This window comes from Ruegeria sp. CRTD044 (assembly GCF_059613485.1).
In genome coordinates this window covers 386,402-400,104 of sequence record NZ_JBXWSP010000019.1, presented here as the reverse complement: position 1 = coordinate 400,104, position 13,703 = coordinate 386,402, and the positions used below count along the sequence as shown (strand labels likewise).

Annotated in this window: 15 protein-coding genes and 1 tRNA gene; 4 read left to right on the top strand and 12 right to left on the bottom strand. The window is 63.9% G+C overall.

What is annotated here, in order from left to right:
* Window positions 1–2 precede the first annotated feature (2 nt).
* Window positions 3–155: a DUF2256 domain-containing protein gene (locus AC2FNL_RS18255; protein WP_217353607.1), complete on the top strand. Its 153-nt coding sequence runs from the start codon at window positions 3–5 to the stop codon at window positions 153–155.
* On the opposite strand, the gene AC2FNL_RS18250 is transcribed toward AC2FNL_RS18255, so the two are convergent.
* The 8 genes from AC2FNL_RS18250 to AC2FNL_RS18215 form a co-directional block, all read right to left on the bottom strand.
* The gene (locus AC2FNL_RS18250) at window positions 152–1,696 is read right to left on the bottom strand and encodes a cryptochrome/photolyase family protein (RefSeq protein ID WP_496834605.1); all 1,545 of its coding nucleotides are present in this window, start codon (window positions 1,694–1,696) and stop codon (window positions 152–154) included. The genes AC2FNL_RS18255 and AC2FNL_RS18250 overlap by 4 nt on opposite strands.
* 135 nt (window positions 1,697–1,831) lie before the next feature.
* A tRNA-Thr gene (locus AC2FNL_RS18245) sits at window positions 1,832–1,907 on the bottom strand.
* 196 nt (window positions 1,908–2,103) lie between these two features.
* Window positions 2,104–4,032 carry a 1-deoxy-D-xylulose-5-phosphate synthase gene (gene dxs, locus AC2FNL_RS18240; RefSeq protein ID WP_496834604.1) on the bottom strand — a complete coding sequence of 643 codons (1,929 nt, stop codon included), beginning with the start codon at window positions 4,030–4,032 and terminating at the stop codon, window positions 2,104–2,106.
* Window positions 4,033–4,047: 15 nt separating this feature from the next.
* The gene (locus AC2FNL_RS18235) at window positions 4,048–4,914 is read right to left on the bottom strand and encodes a polyprenyl synthetase family protein (protein ID WP_496834603.1); all 867 of its coding nucleotides are present in this window, start codon (window positions 4,912–4,914) and stop codon (window positions 4,048–4,050) included.
* Window positions 4,914–5,156, bottom strand: a complete 243-nt coding sequence (locus AC2FNL_RS18230) for an exodeoxyribonuclease VII small subunit (protein WP_005979588.1) — start codon at window positions 5,154–5,156, stop codon at window positions 4,914–4,916. Before AC2FNL_RS18230 ends, AC2FNL_RS18235 begins: the two co-directional genes overlap by 1 nt.
* Window positions 5,153–6,079, bottom strand: coding sequence for a histone deacetylase family protein (locus AC2FNL_RS18225; protein ID WP_496834602.1), 927 nt, complete (start codon window positions 6,077–6,079; stop codon window positions 5,153–5,155). Before AC2FNL_RS18225 ends, AC2FNL_RS18230 begins: the two co-directional genes overlap by 4 nt.
* Before the next feature lie 70 nt (window positions 6,080–6,149).
* Window positions 6,150–6,851, bottom strand: coding sequence for a response regulator (locus AC2FNL_RS18220; RefSeq protein ID WP_093964013.1), 702 nt, complete (start codon window positions 6,849–6,851; stop codon window positions 6,150–6,152).
* Window positions 6,848–7,360 (bottom strand): MarR family winged helix-turn-helix transcriptional regulator, encoded by a 513-nt coding sequence (locus AC2FNL_RS18215; protein WP_093964014.1) that lies wholly within the window; start codon window positions 7,358–7,360, stop codon window positions 6,848–6,850. Before AC2FNL_RS18215 ends, AC2FNL_RS18220 begins: the two co-directional genes overlap by 4 nt.
* 158 nt (window positions 7,361–7,518) lie before the next feature.
* On the opposite strand from AC2FNL_RS18215, the gene AC2FNL_RS18210 reads away from it, so the two are divergent.
* The 3 genes from AC2FNL_RS18210 to AC2FNL_RS18200 all read left to right on the top strand — a co-directional run bounded on the left by AC2FNL_RS18210 (window position 7,519) and on the right by AC2FNL_RS18200 (window position 9,919).
* Window positions 7,519–8,385: a branched-chain amino acid aminotransferase gene (locus AC2FNL_RS18210; RefSeq protein ID WP_170340845.1), complete on the top strand. Its 867-nt coding sequence runs from the start codon at window positions 7,519–7,521 to the stop codon at window positions 8,383–8,385.
* Between the two features lie 108 nt (window positions 8,386–8,493).
* Window positions 8,494–9,444 (top strand): AraC family transcriptional regulator, encoded by a 951-nt coding sequence (locus AC2FNL_RS18205; protein WP_093964016.1) that lies wholly within the window; start codon window positions 8,494–8,496, stop codon window positions 9,442–9,444.
* 109 nt (window positions 9,445–9,553) lie between these two features.
* Complete coding sequence (locus tag AC2FNL_RS18200; RefSeq protein ID WP_093964017.1) at window positions 9,554–9,919, top strand: hypothetical protein; 366 nt, start codon at window positions 9,554–9,556, stop codon at window positions 9,917–9,919.
* Window positions 9,920–10,316: 397 nt separating this feature from the next.
* Here the strand turns inward: AC2FNL_RS18200 and cobO are convergent, their stop codons facing one another.
* Genes cobO through aroC form a run of 4 tightly spaced genes read right to left on the bottom strand, consistent with a single transcriptional unit; the run spans window position 10,317 to window position 13,699 of the window.
* Window positions 10,317–10,916: a cob(I)yrinic acid a,c-diamide adenosyltransferase gene (gene cobO, locus AC2FNL_RS18195; RefSeq protein ID WP_093964019.1), complete on the bottom strand. Its 600-nt coding sequence runs from the start codon at window positions 10,914–10,916 to the stop codon at window positions 10,317–10,319.
* Between the two features lie 56 nt (window positions 10,917–10,972).
* Entirely contained in the window at window positions 10,973–11,908 is a 936-nt protein-coding gene (locus AC2FNL_RS18190) for a DMT family transporter (protein WP_496834601.1), read from the bottom strand.
* Window positions 11,909–11,940: 32 nt separating this feature from the next.
* Window positions 11,941–12,615, bottom strand: coding sequence for an HD domain-containing protein (locus tag AC2FNL_RS18185; RefSeq protein ID WP_496834600.1), 675 nt, complete (start codon window positions 12,613–12,615; stop codon window positions 11,941–11,943).
* A complete protein-coding gene (aroC, locus tag AC2FNL_RS18180; protein ID WP_496834599.1) occupies window positions 12,599–13,699 on the bottom strand; it encodes a chorismate synthase in 1,101 nt (366 codons plus the stop codon). Before aroC ends, AC2FNL_RS18185 begins: the two co-directional genes overlap by 17 nt.
* Between the last annotated feature and the right edge of the window lie 4 nt (window positions 13,700–13,703).

Here is a 13,703-nt window from a genome sequence, read left to right as displayed (position 1 = left end):
GGATGCGGAAAAAGTCGGATCTTCCGACGAAAACCTGCGCCACATGCGGGCGTCCTTTCACCTGGCGGCGAAAATGGGCCAAGGTCTGGGACGAGGTCCGCCACTGCTCGCAGCGTTGCCGCCGAGCCCGATCATCTTCGACCGGCCAACGCTAGAGGCTGTCGAGTATCTCGCGCGCGCTGTCGCGGTATTGGGCCTGTTTTTCGGGGTCCATCCGGTCCCAGGTTCGGTAGGCATGGCCCAATCTGGGATTGCCACGCAGCTTGTCGGCGTTGCGTGCGAGGAAATCCCAATACAGTGGATTGAATGGGCAGGCATTCGCACCGAACTTGCGTTTCACGTCATAGCGGCAATGCGAACAGTGATCCGACATCTTGTTGATGTAATTGCCGCTTGCTGCGTAGGGTTTTGATCCAAGCAATCCACCATCGGCGAATTGGCTCATTCCGATCACGTTGGGGGCCTCGACCCATTCATACGCATCGGCGTAAACCGCCAGGTACCACTCGTGGACTTCGTGCGGATTGACCCCGGCCAGCATCGCGAAATTGCCAGTCACCATCAGGCGCTGGATATGGTGGGCATAGGCGTGGTCGCGCGTCTGCCCGATTGCGGCCGCCATGCAGGCCATTTCCGTTTTGGCCGTCCAGTAGAAATCCGGCAGCGGGCGGGTTGCACCGAAGTGGTTGCGCTCCGTGTACCCGGGCATGTTCAGCCAATAGAGGCCCCGAACATATTCTCGCCAGCCGATGATCTGACGGATAAAGCCCTCGACCGCATTCAAAGGCGCGCGGCCTTCATAATAGGCACGCTCGACCTGCCGGCAGATCTCCATCGGCCCCAGCAGACCCGCGTTTAGGTAATGCGACAGGACCGAGTGATAGAGGAATGGTTCTGCCTGTAGCATTGCGTCCTGATGGTCCCCGAACAGAGGCAGAGCGTGTTCCACGAAACGGTCCAGCGCCTCGAGCGCGCCGGCGCGGGTCACCGCAAACCAGAACGGGCGCAGCTGTCCGAAATTGCCGCCAAACTGGGTTTCGACAAGGCTCAGAACCTCGGTGGTGATGTCATCCGGCTCGGATCGGGGCGGTTGGGGCATGAACAGATCGGCAGTGGCGGGCTTGCGGTTTTCCGCATCAAAGTTCCAGCGTCCGCCTTCGGGTTGGTCGCCGTTCATCAACAGCCCCGTTTTGCGCCGCATCTCGCGATAGAAATATTCCATCCGCAACTGCTTGCGTCCGTCCGCCCAATTGCGGAACTCCTGATGCGTGGCGACAAACCGGTCATCTTCCAGCATATGTAGATCGGTTTGGCTTTGGTCCGCCCACTCAAGCAAGGCGGCTTTCAGCCGGTATTCGCCGGGCTCGGTCACCTGAACGTTCGCAATAGACAGATCCGCGATGGCCCGCGCGATCTCGCCTGTGATGGAGCCGGTATTGTCAGGGTCATCCAGCCTGACATAACGAACCTGCCACCCCGCCGCGCCGAGCTCATCTGCGAAATGACGCATCGCCGAAAAGACAAACGCGATCTTCTTTTTGTGATGCGGAACATATCTCGCCTCGTCCGCGACTTCGGCCATCAACACCGTGTCGCGGGCCTTCTCCGCCTGACTCAAGGCGCTTAAGCTTTGGCTCAGTTGGTCGCCGAGAACCAGGATCAGTCGGCTGGGGGAGCGTTCGTTTGTCTGCGTCATTTCCGTCGAGTTAGGGCCGCCACGCGGATGAGCAACCCAAACTTCTGGAAAGGTTGAACGGCAGATAAATTGCGAAACCGAAGCAACAGACGGGAAAACTGGCGGCAAACCAGAGAAGTTTGTTCCAAGAAGCTATGGTGCCGCTGAAGGGACTCGAACCCCCGACCCCATCATTACGAATGACGTGCTCTACCAGCTGAGCTACAGCGGCCCATTTTTTGACGCGCACCCGTGCCCGTGGGGGCGCGGTATGCGGTGCGAAGGATCGTTTAAACCGTCCCACGGGCGTAGGCAAGACCGGTTGTTGACCCCGATGTGAGGTTTTGTTGGAGGGCGACTGGCCTTGTTCACCCGTCGTTCGACCCGAATGCCGCTCTGGCTGAGGGCAACCGACGATCCGGTCGGATTCAGGCGCGCTTTTCTCCGATTGATGCGATGCCCAGAACGGCAAGCACCTTGGCTTCGATCTGTTCGGCGTTCATACCCGCGACCGCGTACATGTCGGCGGGGCTGGCCTGGTCGATGAAAATGTCCGGCAGCACCATCGAGCGGTATTTCAGGCCGCGATCGAACACGCCCTCATCCGCCAGCAGCTGCGCCACGTGGCTGCCGAACCCGCCGATGGCGCCTTCCTCGATGGTGATCAGCGCTTCGTGGTTGGCGGCCAGGTCCAGGATCAGGTCGCGGTCCAGCGGCTTGGCGAACCTGGCGTCGGCGATGGTCGGCGTGATGCCGCGTGCGGTCAGCGATTCGGCGGCCTTCTGCACCTCGGCCAGGCGCGTGCCAAAGGACAGGAGCGCCACCCGCGCCCCCGACTGGATCAGGCGGCCCTTGCCGATTTCCAGAACCTGCCCGCGTTCGGGCAGATCGACGCCCACGCCTTCGCCCCGCGGATAGCGGAACGCGATGGGGCCGTCGTCGTGGGCGGCGGCTGTGGCGACCATGTGCACCAGCTCGGCCTCGTCGGCGGCGGCCATCACCACCATGCCCGGCAGGTTGGACAGGTAGGCGATGTCGAACGACCCGGCATGGGTCGCGCCATCGGCGCCCACCAATCCCGCGCGGTCGATGGCAAAGCGCACCGGCAGGCGCTGGATTGCCACGTCGTGCACCACCTGGTCATAGCCGCGCTGCAAAAACGTGGAATACATTGCGCAGAACGGTTTCAGCCCACCCGCCGCCAGCGCGGCCGAGAATGTGACCCCGTGCTGCTCGGCAATCGCTACGTCGAAACAGCGCGACGGGTAGCGTTCGGCGAACAGGTTCAGCCCGGTGCCGTCGGGCATCGCCGCGGTCACCGCCACGATCTTATCGTCGCGGCTGGCCTCGTCCACCAGGGTCTTGCCGAAGACCGAGGTATAGGACGGTGCGTTCGACGGCGCCTTCTGCTGCTTGCCGGTGACCACGTCGAACTTGGCGGTGGCATGGCCCTTGTCGCGGGCCTGCTCGGCCGGGGCATAGCCCTTGCCCTTTTTTGTCAGCGCGTGGATCAGAATCGGCCCGGTCGCCCGCGCCTTGACGGTGCGAAGCACCGGCAGCAGCTGGTCTAGGTCATGCCCGTCGATCGGGCCGACATAGGAGAATCCCAGCTCTTCGAACAGAGTGCCGCCCACCGCCATGCCCTTGAGCATCTCCTTGGCGCGCTTGGCGCCTTCGCGGAACGGTTCGGGCAGTAGCGACACCGCCCCCTTGGCGGCGGCTTTCAGATCGTGAAACGGCTCTTCGGCATAGATGCGCGAGAGATAGTTCGACAGCGCGCCCACGGGCGGGGCGATGCTCATCTCGTTGTCGTTCAGGATCACGATTAGGCGTTTTTTCAGGTGGCCGGCGTTGTTCATCGCCTCGAAGGCCATGCCGGCCGACATCGACCCGTCGCCGATCACCGCGATCGCGTCGCCCAGCCCCTCGGGCGTGACGCCGCCCAGGTCGCGGGCCACGGCAAAGCCCAATGCCGCGCTGATCGAGGTCGAACTGTGCGCCGCGCCGAACGGGTCATAGGGGCTTTCACCGCGCTTGGTGAATCCGCTCAGGCCACCCTTCTGGCGCAGGGTGCGGATGCGGTCGCGCCGCTCGGTCAGGATCTTGTGCGGATAGCACTGGTGGCCGACATCCCAGATGATCTTGTCGCGCGGCGTGTCGAACACCGCGTGCAGGGCCACGGTCAGCTCGACCACGCCCAGCCCCGCGCCCAGATGCCCGCCGGTCACCGAAACGGCCGAGATCGTCTCGGCCCGCAGCTCGTGCGCCAGCTGATGCAACTGCGCGTCCGAAAACTGCTTGAGATCCGCCGGGCGGTTCACAAGGTCCAGAAGCGGGGTGTTCGGACGGTCTGACATGGCATCCCTTACGGTTCAGCTTTCACGCGCAATAACGAAGCGGGCGGCGTCCTTCAAGGTTTCGGCCCGCGGTCCGTAGGCGTCCAACGCGGCGCAGGCGTGCTCGACCAGCTCGGCAGCGCGCGCCTTCGCTGCATCCAGACCCAGCAGCGAAACGAAAGTTGCCTTGCCCGCCTGTGCGTCCTTCTGCAATCGTTTGCCCGCCTTTTCGCTGTCACCCTCCACATCAAGGATGTCGTCGGCGATCTGAAAGGCAAGACCCAGCGCACGGGCATATTGGCGCAATGGGGTCGGATCAGCCTCCGACAGAACAGCACCGGCGCACGCCGACCATTCGATCAGCGCCCCGGTCTTGCCAGCCTGAAGATGCGTGATTTCCGGCAGGGTCAAAGGCTGTTCGGCAGTTTCGGCAGCGATGTCCAACGCCTGACCCAGAACCATGCCCCGCGCGCCCGCCGCCTGCGCCAGCGTCAGGGTCAGGTCGGCACGGATCTCGGCCGGCCCCACTTCGGGGCGGGCGCACAGCTCGAACGCCAGCGCCTGCAAAGCGTCGCCAGCCAGAACCGCAATGCCCTCGTTCCATTGCTTGTGCACGGTCGGACGACCGCGCCGCAGGTCATCATCGTCCATGCAGGGCAGATCGTCATGCACCAGGCTGTAGGCGTGCAGCGCCTCGATCCCGGTCGCGGGCCAGATCGCGCAGGTCTCGTCCATCCCGTGCAGCCGGGCGCTTTCCAGCACCAGAAATCCGCGCAGCCGCTTGCCGCCCTGCGTGGCATAGGCCATTGCGCGGGTGACATCGACATCGTCCAGAGCACCCAGAATCAGATCGAACTGCGCCTGGATCAGCGCAGCATCCTGCGCCAGCCTTTCGGAGAACATTACAGGCCTTCGACAGGGGTCGTCCCGGTGGGCTGACCATCGGCATCCAGCGTGATGGCAGCCACTTTCTCCTCGGCGCGCTTCAGCTCGTCCTCGCAGCGTTTCTTCAGCTTGGCGCCGCGCTCGTACAGGGCGATCGACTGGTCCAACGCCACGTCTCCGCGCTCCAGTTGGCCGACCACGGCCTCCAGCTCTTTCATCGCCTGTTCGAATGTCATCTGTTCAACGGGGGTCTCGGTCATCGGGCTGCCTTCATCAGTTCTTCAACATGGGCGCGTGTGGCCTTGGCCAGTGCGTTCAGATCATACCCGCCTTCCAGAGTCGAGACGATACGGCCCCCACACAGCTCATCGGCGATCCGGCACAGCTGCGCGGTGATCCAGGCGAAATCGTCGGTGGACCAGTTCAGATTGGCCAGCGGATCGTCCTGATGGGCGTCGAACCCGGCCGAGATGATGATCAGCTCGGGCTTGAACGCGCGCAGCCGCGGAAAGGCCTGCGCCTCGTAGGCCGCGCGCATCTCGGCCCCGCCGGTGCCGGGGGCCAACGGGATGTTCACGATGGTGTCATGCGCACCGGTTTCATCCGGTCGCCCCGAGCCCGGCCACAGCGGCATCTGCTGGCTGGTGATCACCAGCGCCCGGGTCTCGTCCCACAGCAGATCCTGCGTGCCATTGCCGTGATGCACGTCAAAATCCACCACCGCGACCCGATCCAGCCCGTGATGATCCAGCGCATGCTTCGCTGCCAGAGCAGCGTTGCCGAACAGGCAGAACCCCATGGCGGTTTCCCGTTCGGCATGATGCCCCGGCGGCCGAATGGCGCAGAACGCATTCGGCGCCTCACCGCCCAGCACCATGTCCACCGCCCGCACCACGGCCCCCGCCGCACGATAGGCCGCATCGACCGAGCCGGGCGACATGAACGTATCCCCGTCGATCTGGCGGAACCCCTCGGTCGGGCGGCTGGCACGGATTTCGCGGATGAAACTCTCGGGATGGATGCGCAGCAGATCATCGTCCGCCGCCAGCGGTGCGGTCACCCGCTGCAGGTCCAGCGGCTCAAGCGCATGCAGGATATGTTCCAGCCGGGCCACCCGCTCGGGGTGCCCCTCGGGGGTGACATGACCCAGACAGTCGGCATGCGTCAAAACAACGGTCTTCATCAAAATCCCCCACTTCATCTGGCCAACAATATTCTCGCCGAAGGCAAGAAAACGCCGCGCAGCGGCAAAATCAATCGGGCGCCAGCATATATCCCGCGCCCCGCACCGTCTGCAGATAGCGCGGCTGCTTGGGGTCCTGCTCGATCTTGCGGCGCAAGCGCGTGATCTGCACGTCCACCGCGCGTTCCTGCGCCTGCCCCTTGTCGCGCCCCAGATCCTCGACCAGCTTCGACCGGCTGATCGGCTCGCCCGGCTGGGCCGAGAAGATCTTCATCAACTGGCTTTCAGTGGCGGTCAGCCGCACCGGCTCTTCGCCCTGCCACATCTCGCCGCGTTCAATGTCATAGCGGATCGGCCCCAGATGCAGGATCTTGGCGGCGGTATCCTGCGCCGTGGTTTCCGGCATCCGCCGCAGGATGGCGTTGATCCGCAGCAGCAGTTCCTTGGGCTCGAACGGCTTGGCCAGGTAATCGTCGGCCCCGGCTTCCAACCCGGCGATCCGGTGCTCGGTCTCGCCGCGTGCGGTCAGCAGAAGGATCGGCGTGTCGTGTGTCTCGCGCAGGGCTCGGGTCAGGCTGACGCCATCCTCACCCGGCATCATCACATCCATCACGATCAGGTCGAAATCCAGCCCCGACAGGACCCGTCGCGCATGGGCGGCATCACGCGCCGCCGTCACCAGAAATCCGCTGCGCATCAAGAATTTCTTGAGCAGATCGCGGATGCGTTCATCGTCATCGACGATCAGAAGGTGGGCGTCCACATCGCTCATGAAGTTGAATCCCGAAGTTTCACATAGGCTCGACGCATATCAGCATCCATCATCGCTTCAAGAACTTTGCGGAACCCGGCAACCGCCTCGGGGCCGGCATCCTTGTAGGCCGCGCGCATACGGGCGCGCTGGGCGTCCGACAGCTGCGACTCGAGCGCCTTGCCCTTTTCGGTCAGGTACAGATGGCGTTCGCGCTTGTCGACGGTGCCGACCCGGCTCTCGACCAGGCCGTCATCGATCAGCGTGCGCAGCACCCGGTTCAGCGACTGCTTGGTCACCCCCAGGATCGCCAGCAGATTGTTCACCGTGGTGCCAGGCGCGCGGTTGATGAAATGGATCGCCCGGTGATGCGCGCGGCCATAGGCCATTTCGCTCAAGATGCGGTCGGGATCGGCGGTAAAGCCGCGATAGGCAAAGAACATCGCCTCGATCCCCTGCCGAAGCTGTTCATCTGTCAGAAACAACAGGCTTTCTCCGCCAAAGACCGGGGCGGGGCGGATCTCGGACATATCGGGCCTCATTCGTTACACGCCCCGACTTTAAGTCAGCGTTATTGACATTCCAAGGGCGGACAGGTATCGAATCGCAGTTTTTGCGCAATTTTGTGTCCGAGTCGGACCTAAGTGGCGCAACAATCGGAAATGTGGCCCGGGTCAGGAGGTTTCGGATGGCGGGATATGACGATCGTGACGGTGTCATCTGGATGGATGGCGAATTTGTGCCCTGGCGCGATGCCAAGGTGCACGTCCTGACCCATGCGATGCACTATGCCAGCTCGGTCTTCGAGGGCGAGCGCGCCTATAACGGCAAGATTTTCAAAAGCCGGGAACATTCCGAGCGGTTGATCAAATCGGCCGAGGCGCTGGACATGCCGATGCCTTACACGGTCGATCAGATCGAGGCGGCCAAGGCCGAAACGCTCGAGAAAAGCGGCCTCAAGGACGCATATGTGCGCGCGCTGGTCTGGCGCGGCTCGGGCGAAGACATGGGCGTGGCCTCGGCGCGCAACCCGGTCCGCATGGCCATCGCGGTCTGGCCCTGGGGCGCCTATTACGGCGATGCCAAGATGCAGGGCGCCAAGCTGGACATTGCCGAGTGGAAGCGGCCCAGCCCGGAAACGATCCCGGTCCATGCCAAGGCGGCGGGGCTGTACATGATCTGCACCATCTCCAAGCACAAGGCCGAGGCCAAGGGCTGTTCGGATGCCTTGTTCATGGATTACCGCGGCTATGTGGCCGAGGCGACCGGTGCCAACGTATTCTTCGTCAAGGATGGCGAAGTGCATACGCCGCTGGCCGACTGCTTCCTGAACGGCATCACCCGGCAGACGGTGATCCAGATGCTGAAAGACAAGGGCATCACCGTACACGAACGCCACATCCTGCCCGAGGAGATGGCCGATTTCGAACAGTGCTGGCTGACCGGTACCGCGGCCGAGGTCACGCCGGTGGGCCAGATCGGCGAGTATACCTTCGAGGTCGGCGACCTGACCCGCGAGATCGCCAACGATTACGAACAGCTGGTCCGCAGCTGATCCGACATCCGCGCGGGCGGTGGCCGACCGGCCTTGCCGCCCGTCCGGGGTTTGTTGCAGATCGTCCGCTGCGCTGGACGGTCGGGTGCGAATCCGTATCCTTGGCACATGTTGGACCTGCTCAGCGATATCCTGACGCGCCTGTCTTTGCGGGGTACCCTGTATTTCCGGACCTCGTTCACGCCGCCTTTCGGCGTGCAGGTGCCTGCGTTCGAAAACGTCGCCCGGTTTCACTTCGTCCAGCGCGGAGAACTGAAGGTGCATGTGTCAACCACCGGCGAGACCCTGCGGTTGCGGCAGGGGGATTTGATCCTGATCCCGCACGGGGCCGCACATGCGCTGCTGTGCAACGAGGTCCGGCCCGTGGATGCCCTGCCGCTGGAGCAGGTCCTGGACCGGGCCGGCTACAAGGGTGATGGTGTGCTGGTCTATGGCGGAGCCGAGCAGGACCGTGACACCCAACTGATCTGCGGGCATTTCTCGTTTGCCGGTCCGGCCGGGCGGCGCGGCACCGGGCACATGCTGATCGATCGCCTGCCGCCCTATATCCTGATCGAGAACTACGGCGAATCCGCCGGGGCCTGGATCGAGGCCACGCTGCGGATGATCGAATCCGAAGTTGCGGGAGCCCGGATCGGCGGTGACCTGATCGCGCTGAAACTGTCCGAGGTTCTGTTCGCCCAGGCAATCCGCGCCTATCTGGAACATCAAAGCCCCACCGATGCGGCCCTGTCGGGCTTCGCAGATCCACGTATATCACGCGCGCTGGGCGCCTTTCACCGCGACCCGGCCCGCGAGTGGAGCGTGGCATCGCTGGCGCGTGAAGCCGGCATGTCGCGCACGACCTTCGCGCAGTTGTTCACCCAGAGGATGGGCACCACGCCCATGCAATACCTGACCGACTGGCGCATGCAGATCGCCTGCCACGGGCTGATCGAAGGCCGCTGGAACGTGGCCGACGCGGCGGCTCAGGTCGGCTATGCCTCCGAGGCGGCGTTTTCGCGGGTGTTCAAGAAGCAGATCGGTCTTTCTCCGGCCGCCTACAGGGCGATGCACTGATCCGGCGATTCGACGGACGATCTGCAAGATATCCCAAACGATCTGGGCTGCTGCGTTCGAGTTGGCGAGCCTATCCTTGATCCATCGTCAATCAAGGAAAGGAAATATCATGTCTCTGCGTTTCGTTACCCGCACCATTCATGCCTATCTGGACTACCCGGTGGCACTCGCCCTGATGGGGCTGCCTTTTGCCCTGGGGCTGGGCGCGTCGAACCCGATTGCGCTGTGGTTGTCGGTGGCCACCGGCGTGGCGGCTTTCGTGTTGACGGTGCTGACGGATCATCACCTGGGTGTCTGGCGCGTGCTGCCCTACAGGTTTCACCTGGCCGTCGATCTGCTGGTGGGGCTCACCTTCCTGTTCGCGCCCAGCCTGTTCGGCTTCACCGGTCTGGATGCGGTCTACTACTGGCTGAATGGCGCCGCCGTGGTGGCCGTGATCTCGCTCAGCGCGCCCGACCAGACAGCCACCGCCTGACCCCTTGCTCCGGCCATCTGGCCGGGGCGAATTTTGGCCTTGAAAAGATCGACAAAAATTGTCAGTTATAGGCCAGCGCCAGATAACCCGGTATCAAGCCTTTGATTCCGAGACGGCCTGCGCGCCAAGCCGAACATCTGCGAGGGCGCGCCACCGTCTCGGAAACGATTTCGGAGAGGCCACGCGATGCGCGACTCGATACTCGAACTTCTGTCCAGTTCAGACCTGCCCCTTGGCAGCGGGTGTTGCGCCGATGGCGACCTGGTGGCCTACCTGGACTGCAAATGCCAGGACGGACGCTGTGATCGGGCGGCCGGGGTTGCGGACGCCCGGAGCGCCACTGTCCCGCAGAGCACGCCGGCGGCACCGGCAAGTGGTGCCGTCCCGCGTTGACCGATCAAAAATCGACGCCGCGCTGGGCCTTGATGCCGGCCTGGAACGGGTGCTTCTCCTCGGTCATTTCGGTGACCAGATCCGCATATTCGCGCAGCGCCTGCGGCGCGTCGCGCCCGGTCAGGAACACGCTGGTCCGGTCTGACCGCGACTTCAGCCCCTCGATCACGGCGTCCACCGACAGGTATTCATAGCGCAGGGCGATGTTGATCTCGTCCAGCACCACAAGGTCATAATCACCGCTGGCCATCAAATCGCGCGCCTTGTCGAAGGCAGCGGTGGCGGCGGCAATGTCACGGTCGCGGTCCTGGGTGTCCCAGGTGAAGCCTTCGCCCATCGTGTGCCAGGTGACCAGATCGCGTTCTTCGAAGAACCGCCGCTCGCCGGTCTTCCATTTGCCCTTGATGAACTGCACCACGGCGACTTTCTGGCCCCAGCCCAATGCGCGGATCACCACGCCGAAGGCGGCCGAGGATTTGCCCTTGCCCTTGCCGGTGTTGATCAACACCAGCCCCCGGCCGGGATCCACGGCCTCGGACACTTTCTTGCGGTGCTGGGCCTGCACCTGTTGCATCTTCTGTTTGTGGTCCTGTGCGTCGCTCATGGCAAAACCTCGTTGATTGTCCGCGCCAACCTAGGCGATGGGCGCGAAAGGTAAAGTCAGGGTTTGTGATCGGTCAGTGACCGCGCTTTGCCGCGCTCCAGACCCAGCTGGTGTTCGCGCCAGATCACCACCGCATTGCCGGCGATCACCAGCGCCGCCCCCAGCAGGATCGCCAGGGTCGGCAGCTCGTCAAACCAGACATAGCCGATGAAGATCGCAAACAGCATCGACGTATAATCATAGGGCGCCAGCATCGAGGCCTGCCCGAACCGGTAGGACGAGGTCACCAGAATCTGCGCGACGCCGCCGATCAGGCCCATCGTGATCAGGATCAGCAGCTGGTTCAGGGTGGGCACGGTCCAGCCCCAGAACACGGTCAGCGCCGACAGCAGCGTGGCGGTCATCGAAAAATAGAAGACGATCGCGGCGGGGTGATCGACCTGCACCAGTTGCCGGATGTGGATCTGCACGAAGCCGCGGGCCACGGTCGCGCCCAGCACGCACAGCGCGCCGATCGTGGCGCCGGTGCCCAGATCGGCCGAGCCCAGCCGCGGCCAGATCATGATCAGCACGCCCAAAAGCCCGATCGCCACCGCGCCGATGCGGATCAGGCGGATGCGCTCGCCCAGCAGCAGCGCCGCCAGGATCAGGGTGAAGATCGGGGTGGCATAGCCAATGGCCGTAACCTCGGGCAGGGGCAGCAGGCTGAGCCCGGTGAAGGTCAGGCCCATGGCGGTGGTGCCCAGCACCCCGCGCCAGAAATGTCCCATGGGTTTCCTGACGACAAAGCCCTGCGCCAGTTCCCCGCGCGAGATCAGCCAGGCCACGATCACCGGCACCGCGAAAAGCGAACGGAAAAACACCATCTGGCCCGGCGGGAAATCGGCCGACAGCGCCTTGACCAGCGCCGACATCGCCGTGAACAGGAACAGGGCGCTGAGTTTCAGCGTCACGGCCAGCACTGGGCGATGAGAGGTCAGGGATTGGGCCATCGGCGCGACCCTGCCCCCTTGCGCGGGAAAGATCAACGGGTCGGATTGGGGCGAGTCCAGCTGTCGGGCAGGGGACTGCCGATCTCTTCGGCGAATTCGGTCAGAAACCGGATCATGCGCCGGACCCGTTGCAGCGCAATCTGCCGTCCGGCCTCGGTCAGCATGTCGTCGGGCAGGGCCAGCAGCTTCACCTTCCAGTGGTCGATCGAATAGTGCAGATCGTCCAGCGGCCGGTGCGATGCGAACGGATCGGCCGGATCATACAGCGTCCGCCCCAAAGCGCCGGACACCGAGAAATTCCGCGCGATCCCGATGGCGCCCAGCGCATCCAGCCGGTCGGCATCGCGCAGGATTCGCGCCTCGGGCGTCTCGGGCGGGATGTTGGCGGAAAAACTGTGCGCCTCGATCGCGTGGCGGGTGGCGTCGATCTGGGCCTCGCTCAGGCCCAATTCCCGCAGAACAGGCTCGGATTCCGCAGCCGACTGGCGCGAGGCCAGGTGTCGGTCGGGATCGTTCTTGGGCAGGTTGACCAGATCGTGCAGATAGCAGGCCGCCAGCAGCACGGTCCTGTCGGTCTGCGCATCGGCGATGGCGCGGGCATTGACCCAGACACGGTCCAGATGGGCCAGGTCGTGGGCCGGGTCGGTGATCATCCGCTGCGCGACGACCGCGCGCAGGCGGTCGCGCATCTCAGCCAATCCGTCCACGGTTCTCACCGATCTGGCCGCGATGCAGCAGAAGGTGGTCCAGGATCACGCAGGCCATCATCGCCTCACCCACCGGAACGGCGCGGATGCCAACGCAGGGGTCGTGGCGGCCCTTGGTGATGATCTCGGTCTCTTCACCCGATTTGGTGATGGTCTTGCGCGTGGTCAGGATCGACGAGGTGGGCTTGACCGCGAAACGTACCACGATGTCCTGCCCGGTCGAGATGCCGCCCAGGATGCCGCCCGCGTGGTTCGAGCTGTATTGCGGGCCGTCCTGACCCATGAAGATCTCGTCGGCATTGGCCTCGCCGGTCAGTTCGGCGGCCGCCATGCCTTCGCCGATTTCGACACCTTTGACCGCGTTGATCGACATCATCGCCGCGGCCAGATCGGTGTCGAGCTTGCCATAGACCGGCGCGCCCAGGCCCGCGGGGACGCCACGCGCCACCACTTCGACCACCGCGCCGACCGAATTGCCGGATTTGCGCAGATCGTCCAGATAGGTCGCCCAGTCCTCGGCGGCTTGTGCATCCGGGGTCCAGAACGGGTTCTGTTCGATCTGCGCCCAATCAAAGTTGGCGCGGTCGATCCGGTGCGGGCCGATCTGGGTCATGTAGCCGGTGATCTGGACATTGGGCGCGATCTGCTTGATCGCCTCGCGCGCCAGCCCGCCCGCGGCCACCCGCGCCGCCGTTTCGCGGGCCGAGCTGCGCCCGCCGCCGCGATAGTCTCGGATGCCGTATTTCTGCCAATAGGTGATGTCGGCATGGCCGGGGCGGAACTTGTCTATGATGTCCCCGTAATCCTTCGAGCGTTGATCGGTGTTCTCGATCATAAGCTGGACCGGGGTGCCGGTTGTCTGGCCCTCGAACACGCCCGACAGGATTTTCACCTGATCGGGCTCGCGGCGCTGGGTGGTGAACTTGTTCTGGCCCGGTTTGCGCTTGTCCAGCCAGTGCTGGATCATGCCTTCGTCGATCGGGACGCCGGGCGGGCACCCATCCACCGTGGCGCCCAGCGCAGGGCCGTGGCTTTCACCCCAGGTGGTGACGCGGAAAAGATGTCCAAAGCTGTTCATCGACATGGGG

Bases quoted from the DNA above. Each gene is read 5' to 3' on its own strand.
- AC2FNL_RS18210 (WP_170340845.1), top strand. From the start codon at position 7,519: ATGGCGGGATATGACGATCGTGACGGTGTCATCTGGATGGATGGCGAA.
- AC2FNL_RS18220 (WP_093964013.1), bottom strand. From the start codon at position 6,851: ATGAGCGATGTGGACGCCCACCTTCTGATCGTCGATGACGATGAACGC.
- AC2FNL_RS18230 (WP_005979588.1), bottom strand. From the start codon at position 5,156: ATGACCGAGACCCCCGTTGAACAGATGACATTCGAACAGGCGATGAAA.
- AC2FNL_RS18225 (WP_496834602.1), bottom strand. From the start codon at position 6,079: ATGAAGACCGTTGTTTTGACGCATGCCGACTGTCTGGGTCATGTCACC.
- AC2FNL_RS18215 (WP_093964014.1), bottom strand. From the start codon at position 7,360: ATGTCCGAGATCCGCCCCGCCCCGGTCTTTGGCGGAGAAAGCCTGTTG.
- AC2FNL_RS18235 (WP_496834603.1), bottom strand. From the start codon at position 4,914: ATGTTCTCCGAAAGGCTGGCGCAGGATGCTGCGCTGATCCAGGCGCAG.
- AC2FNL_RS18200 (WP_093964017.1), top strand. From the start codon at position 9,554: ATGTCTCTGCGTTTCGTTACCCGCACCATTCATGCCTATCTGGACTAC.
- AC2FNL_RS18250 (WP_496834605.1), bottom strand. From the start codon at position 1,696: ATGACGCAGACAAACGAACGCTCCCCCAGCCGACTGATCCTGGTTCTC.
- aroC (WP_496834599.1), bottom strand. From the start codon at position 13,699: ATGTCGATGAACAGCTTTGGACATCTTTTCCGCGTCACCACCTGGGGT.
- AC2FNL_RS18255 (WP_217353607.1), top strand. From the start codon at position 3: ATGCGGAAAAAGTCGGATCTTCCGACGAAAACCTGCGCCACATGCGGG.
- dxs (WP_496834604.1), bottom strand. From the start codon at position 4,032: ATGTCAGACCGTCCGAACACCCCGCTTCTGGACCTTGTGAACCGCCCG.
- cobO (WP_093964019.1), bottom strand. From the start codon at position 10,916: ATGAGCGACGCACAGGACCACAAACAGAAGATGCAACAGGTGCAGGCC.
- AC2FNL_RS18205 (WP_093964016.1), top strand. From the start codon at position 8,494: ATGTTGGACCTGCTCAGCGATATCCTGACGCGCCTGTCTTTGCGGGGT.
- AC2FNL_RS18190 (WP_496834601.1), bottom strand. From the start codon at position 11,908: ATGGCCCAATCCCTGACCTCTCATCGCCCAGTGCTGGCCGTGACGCTG.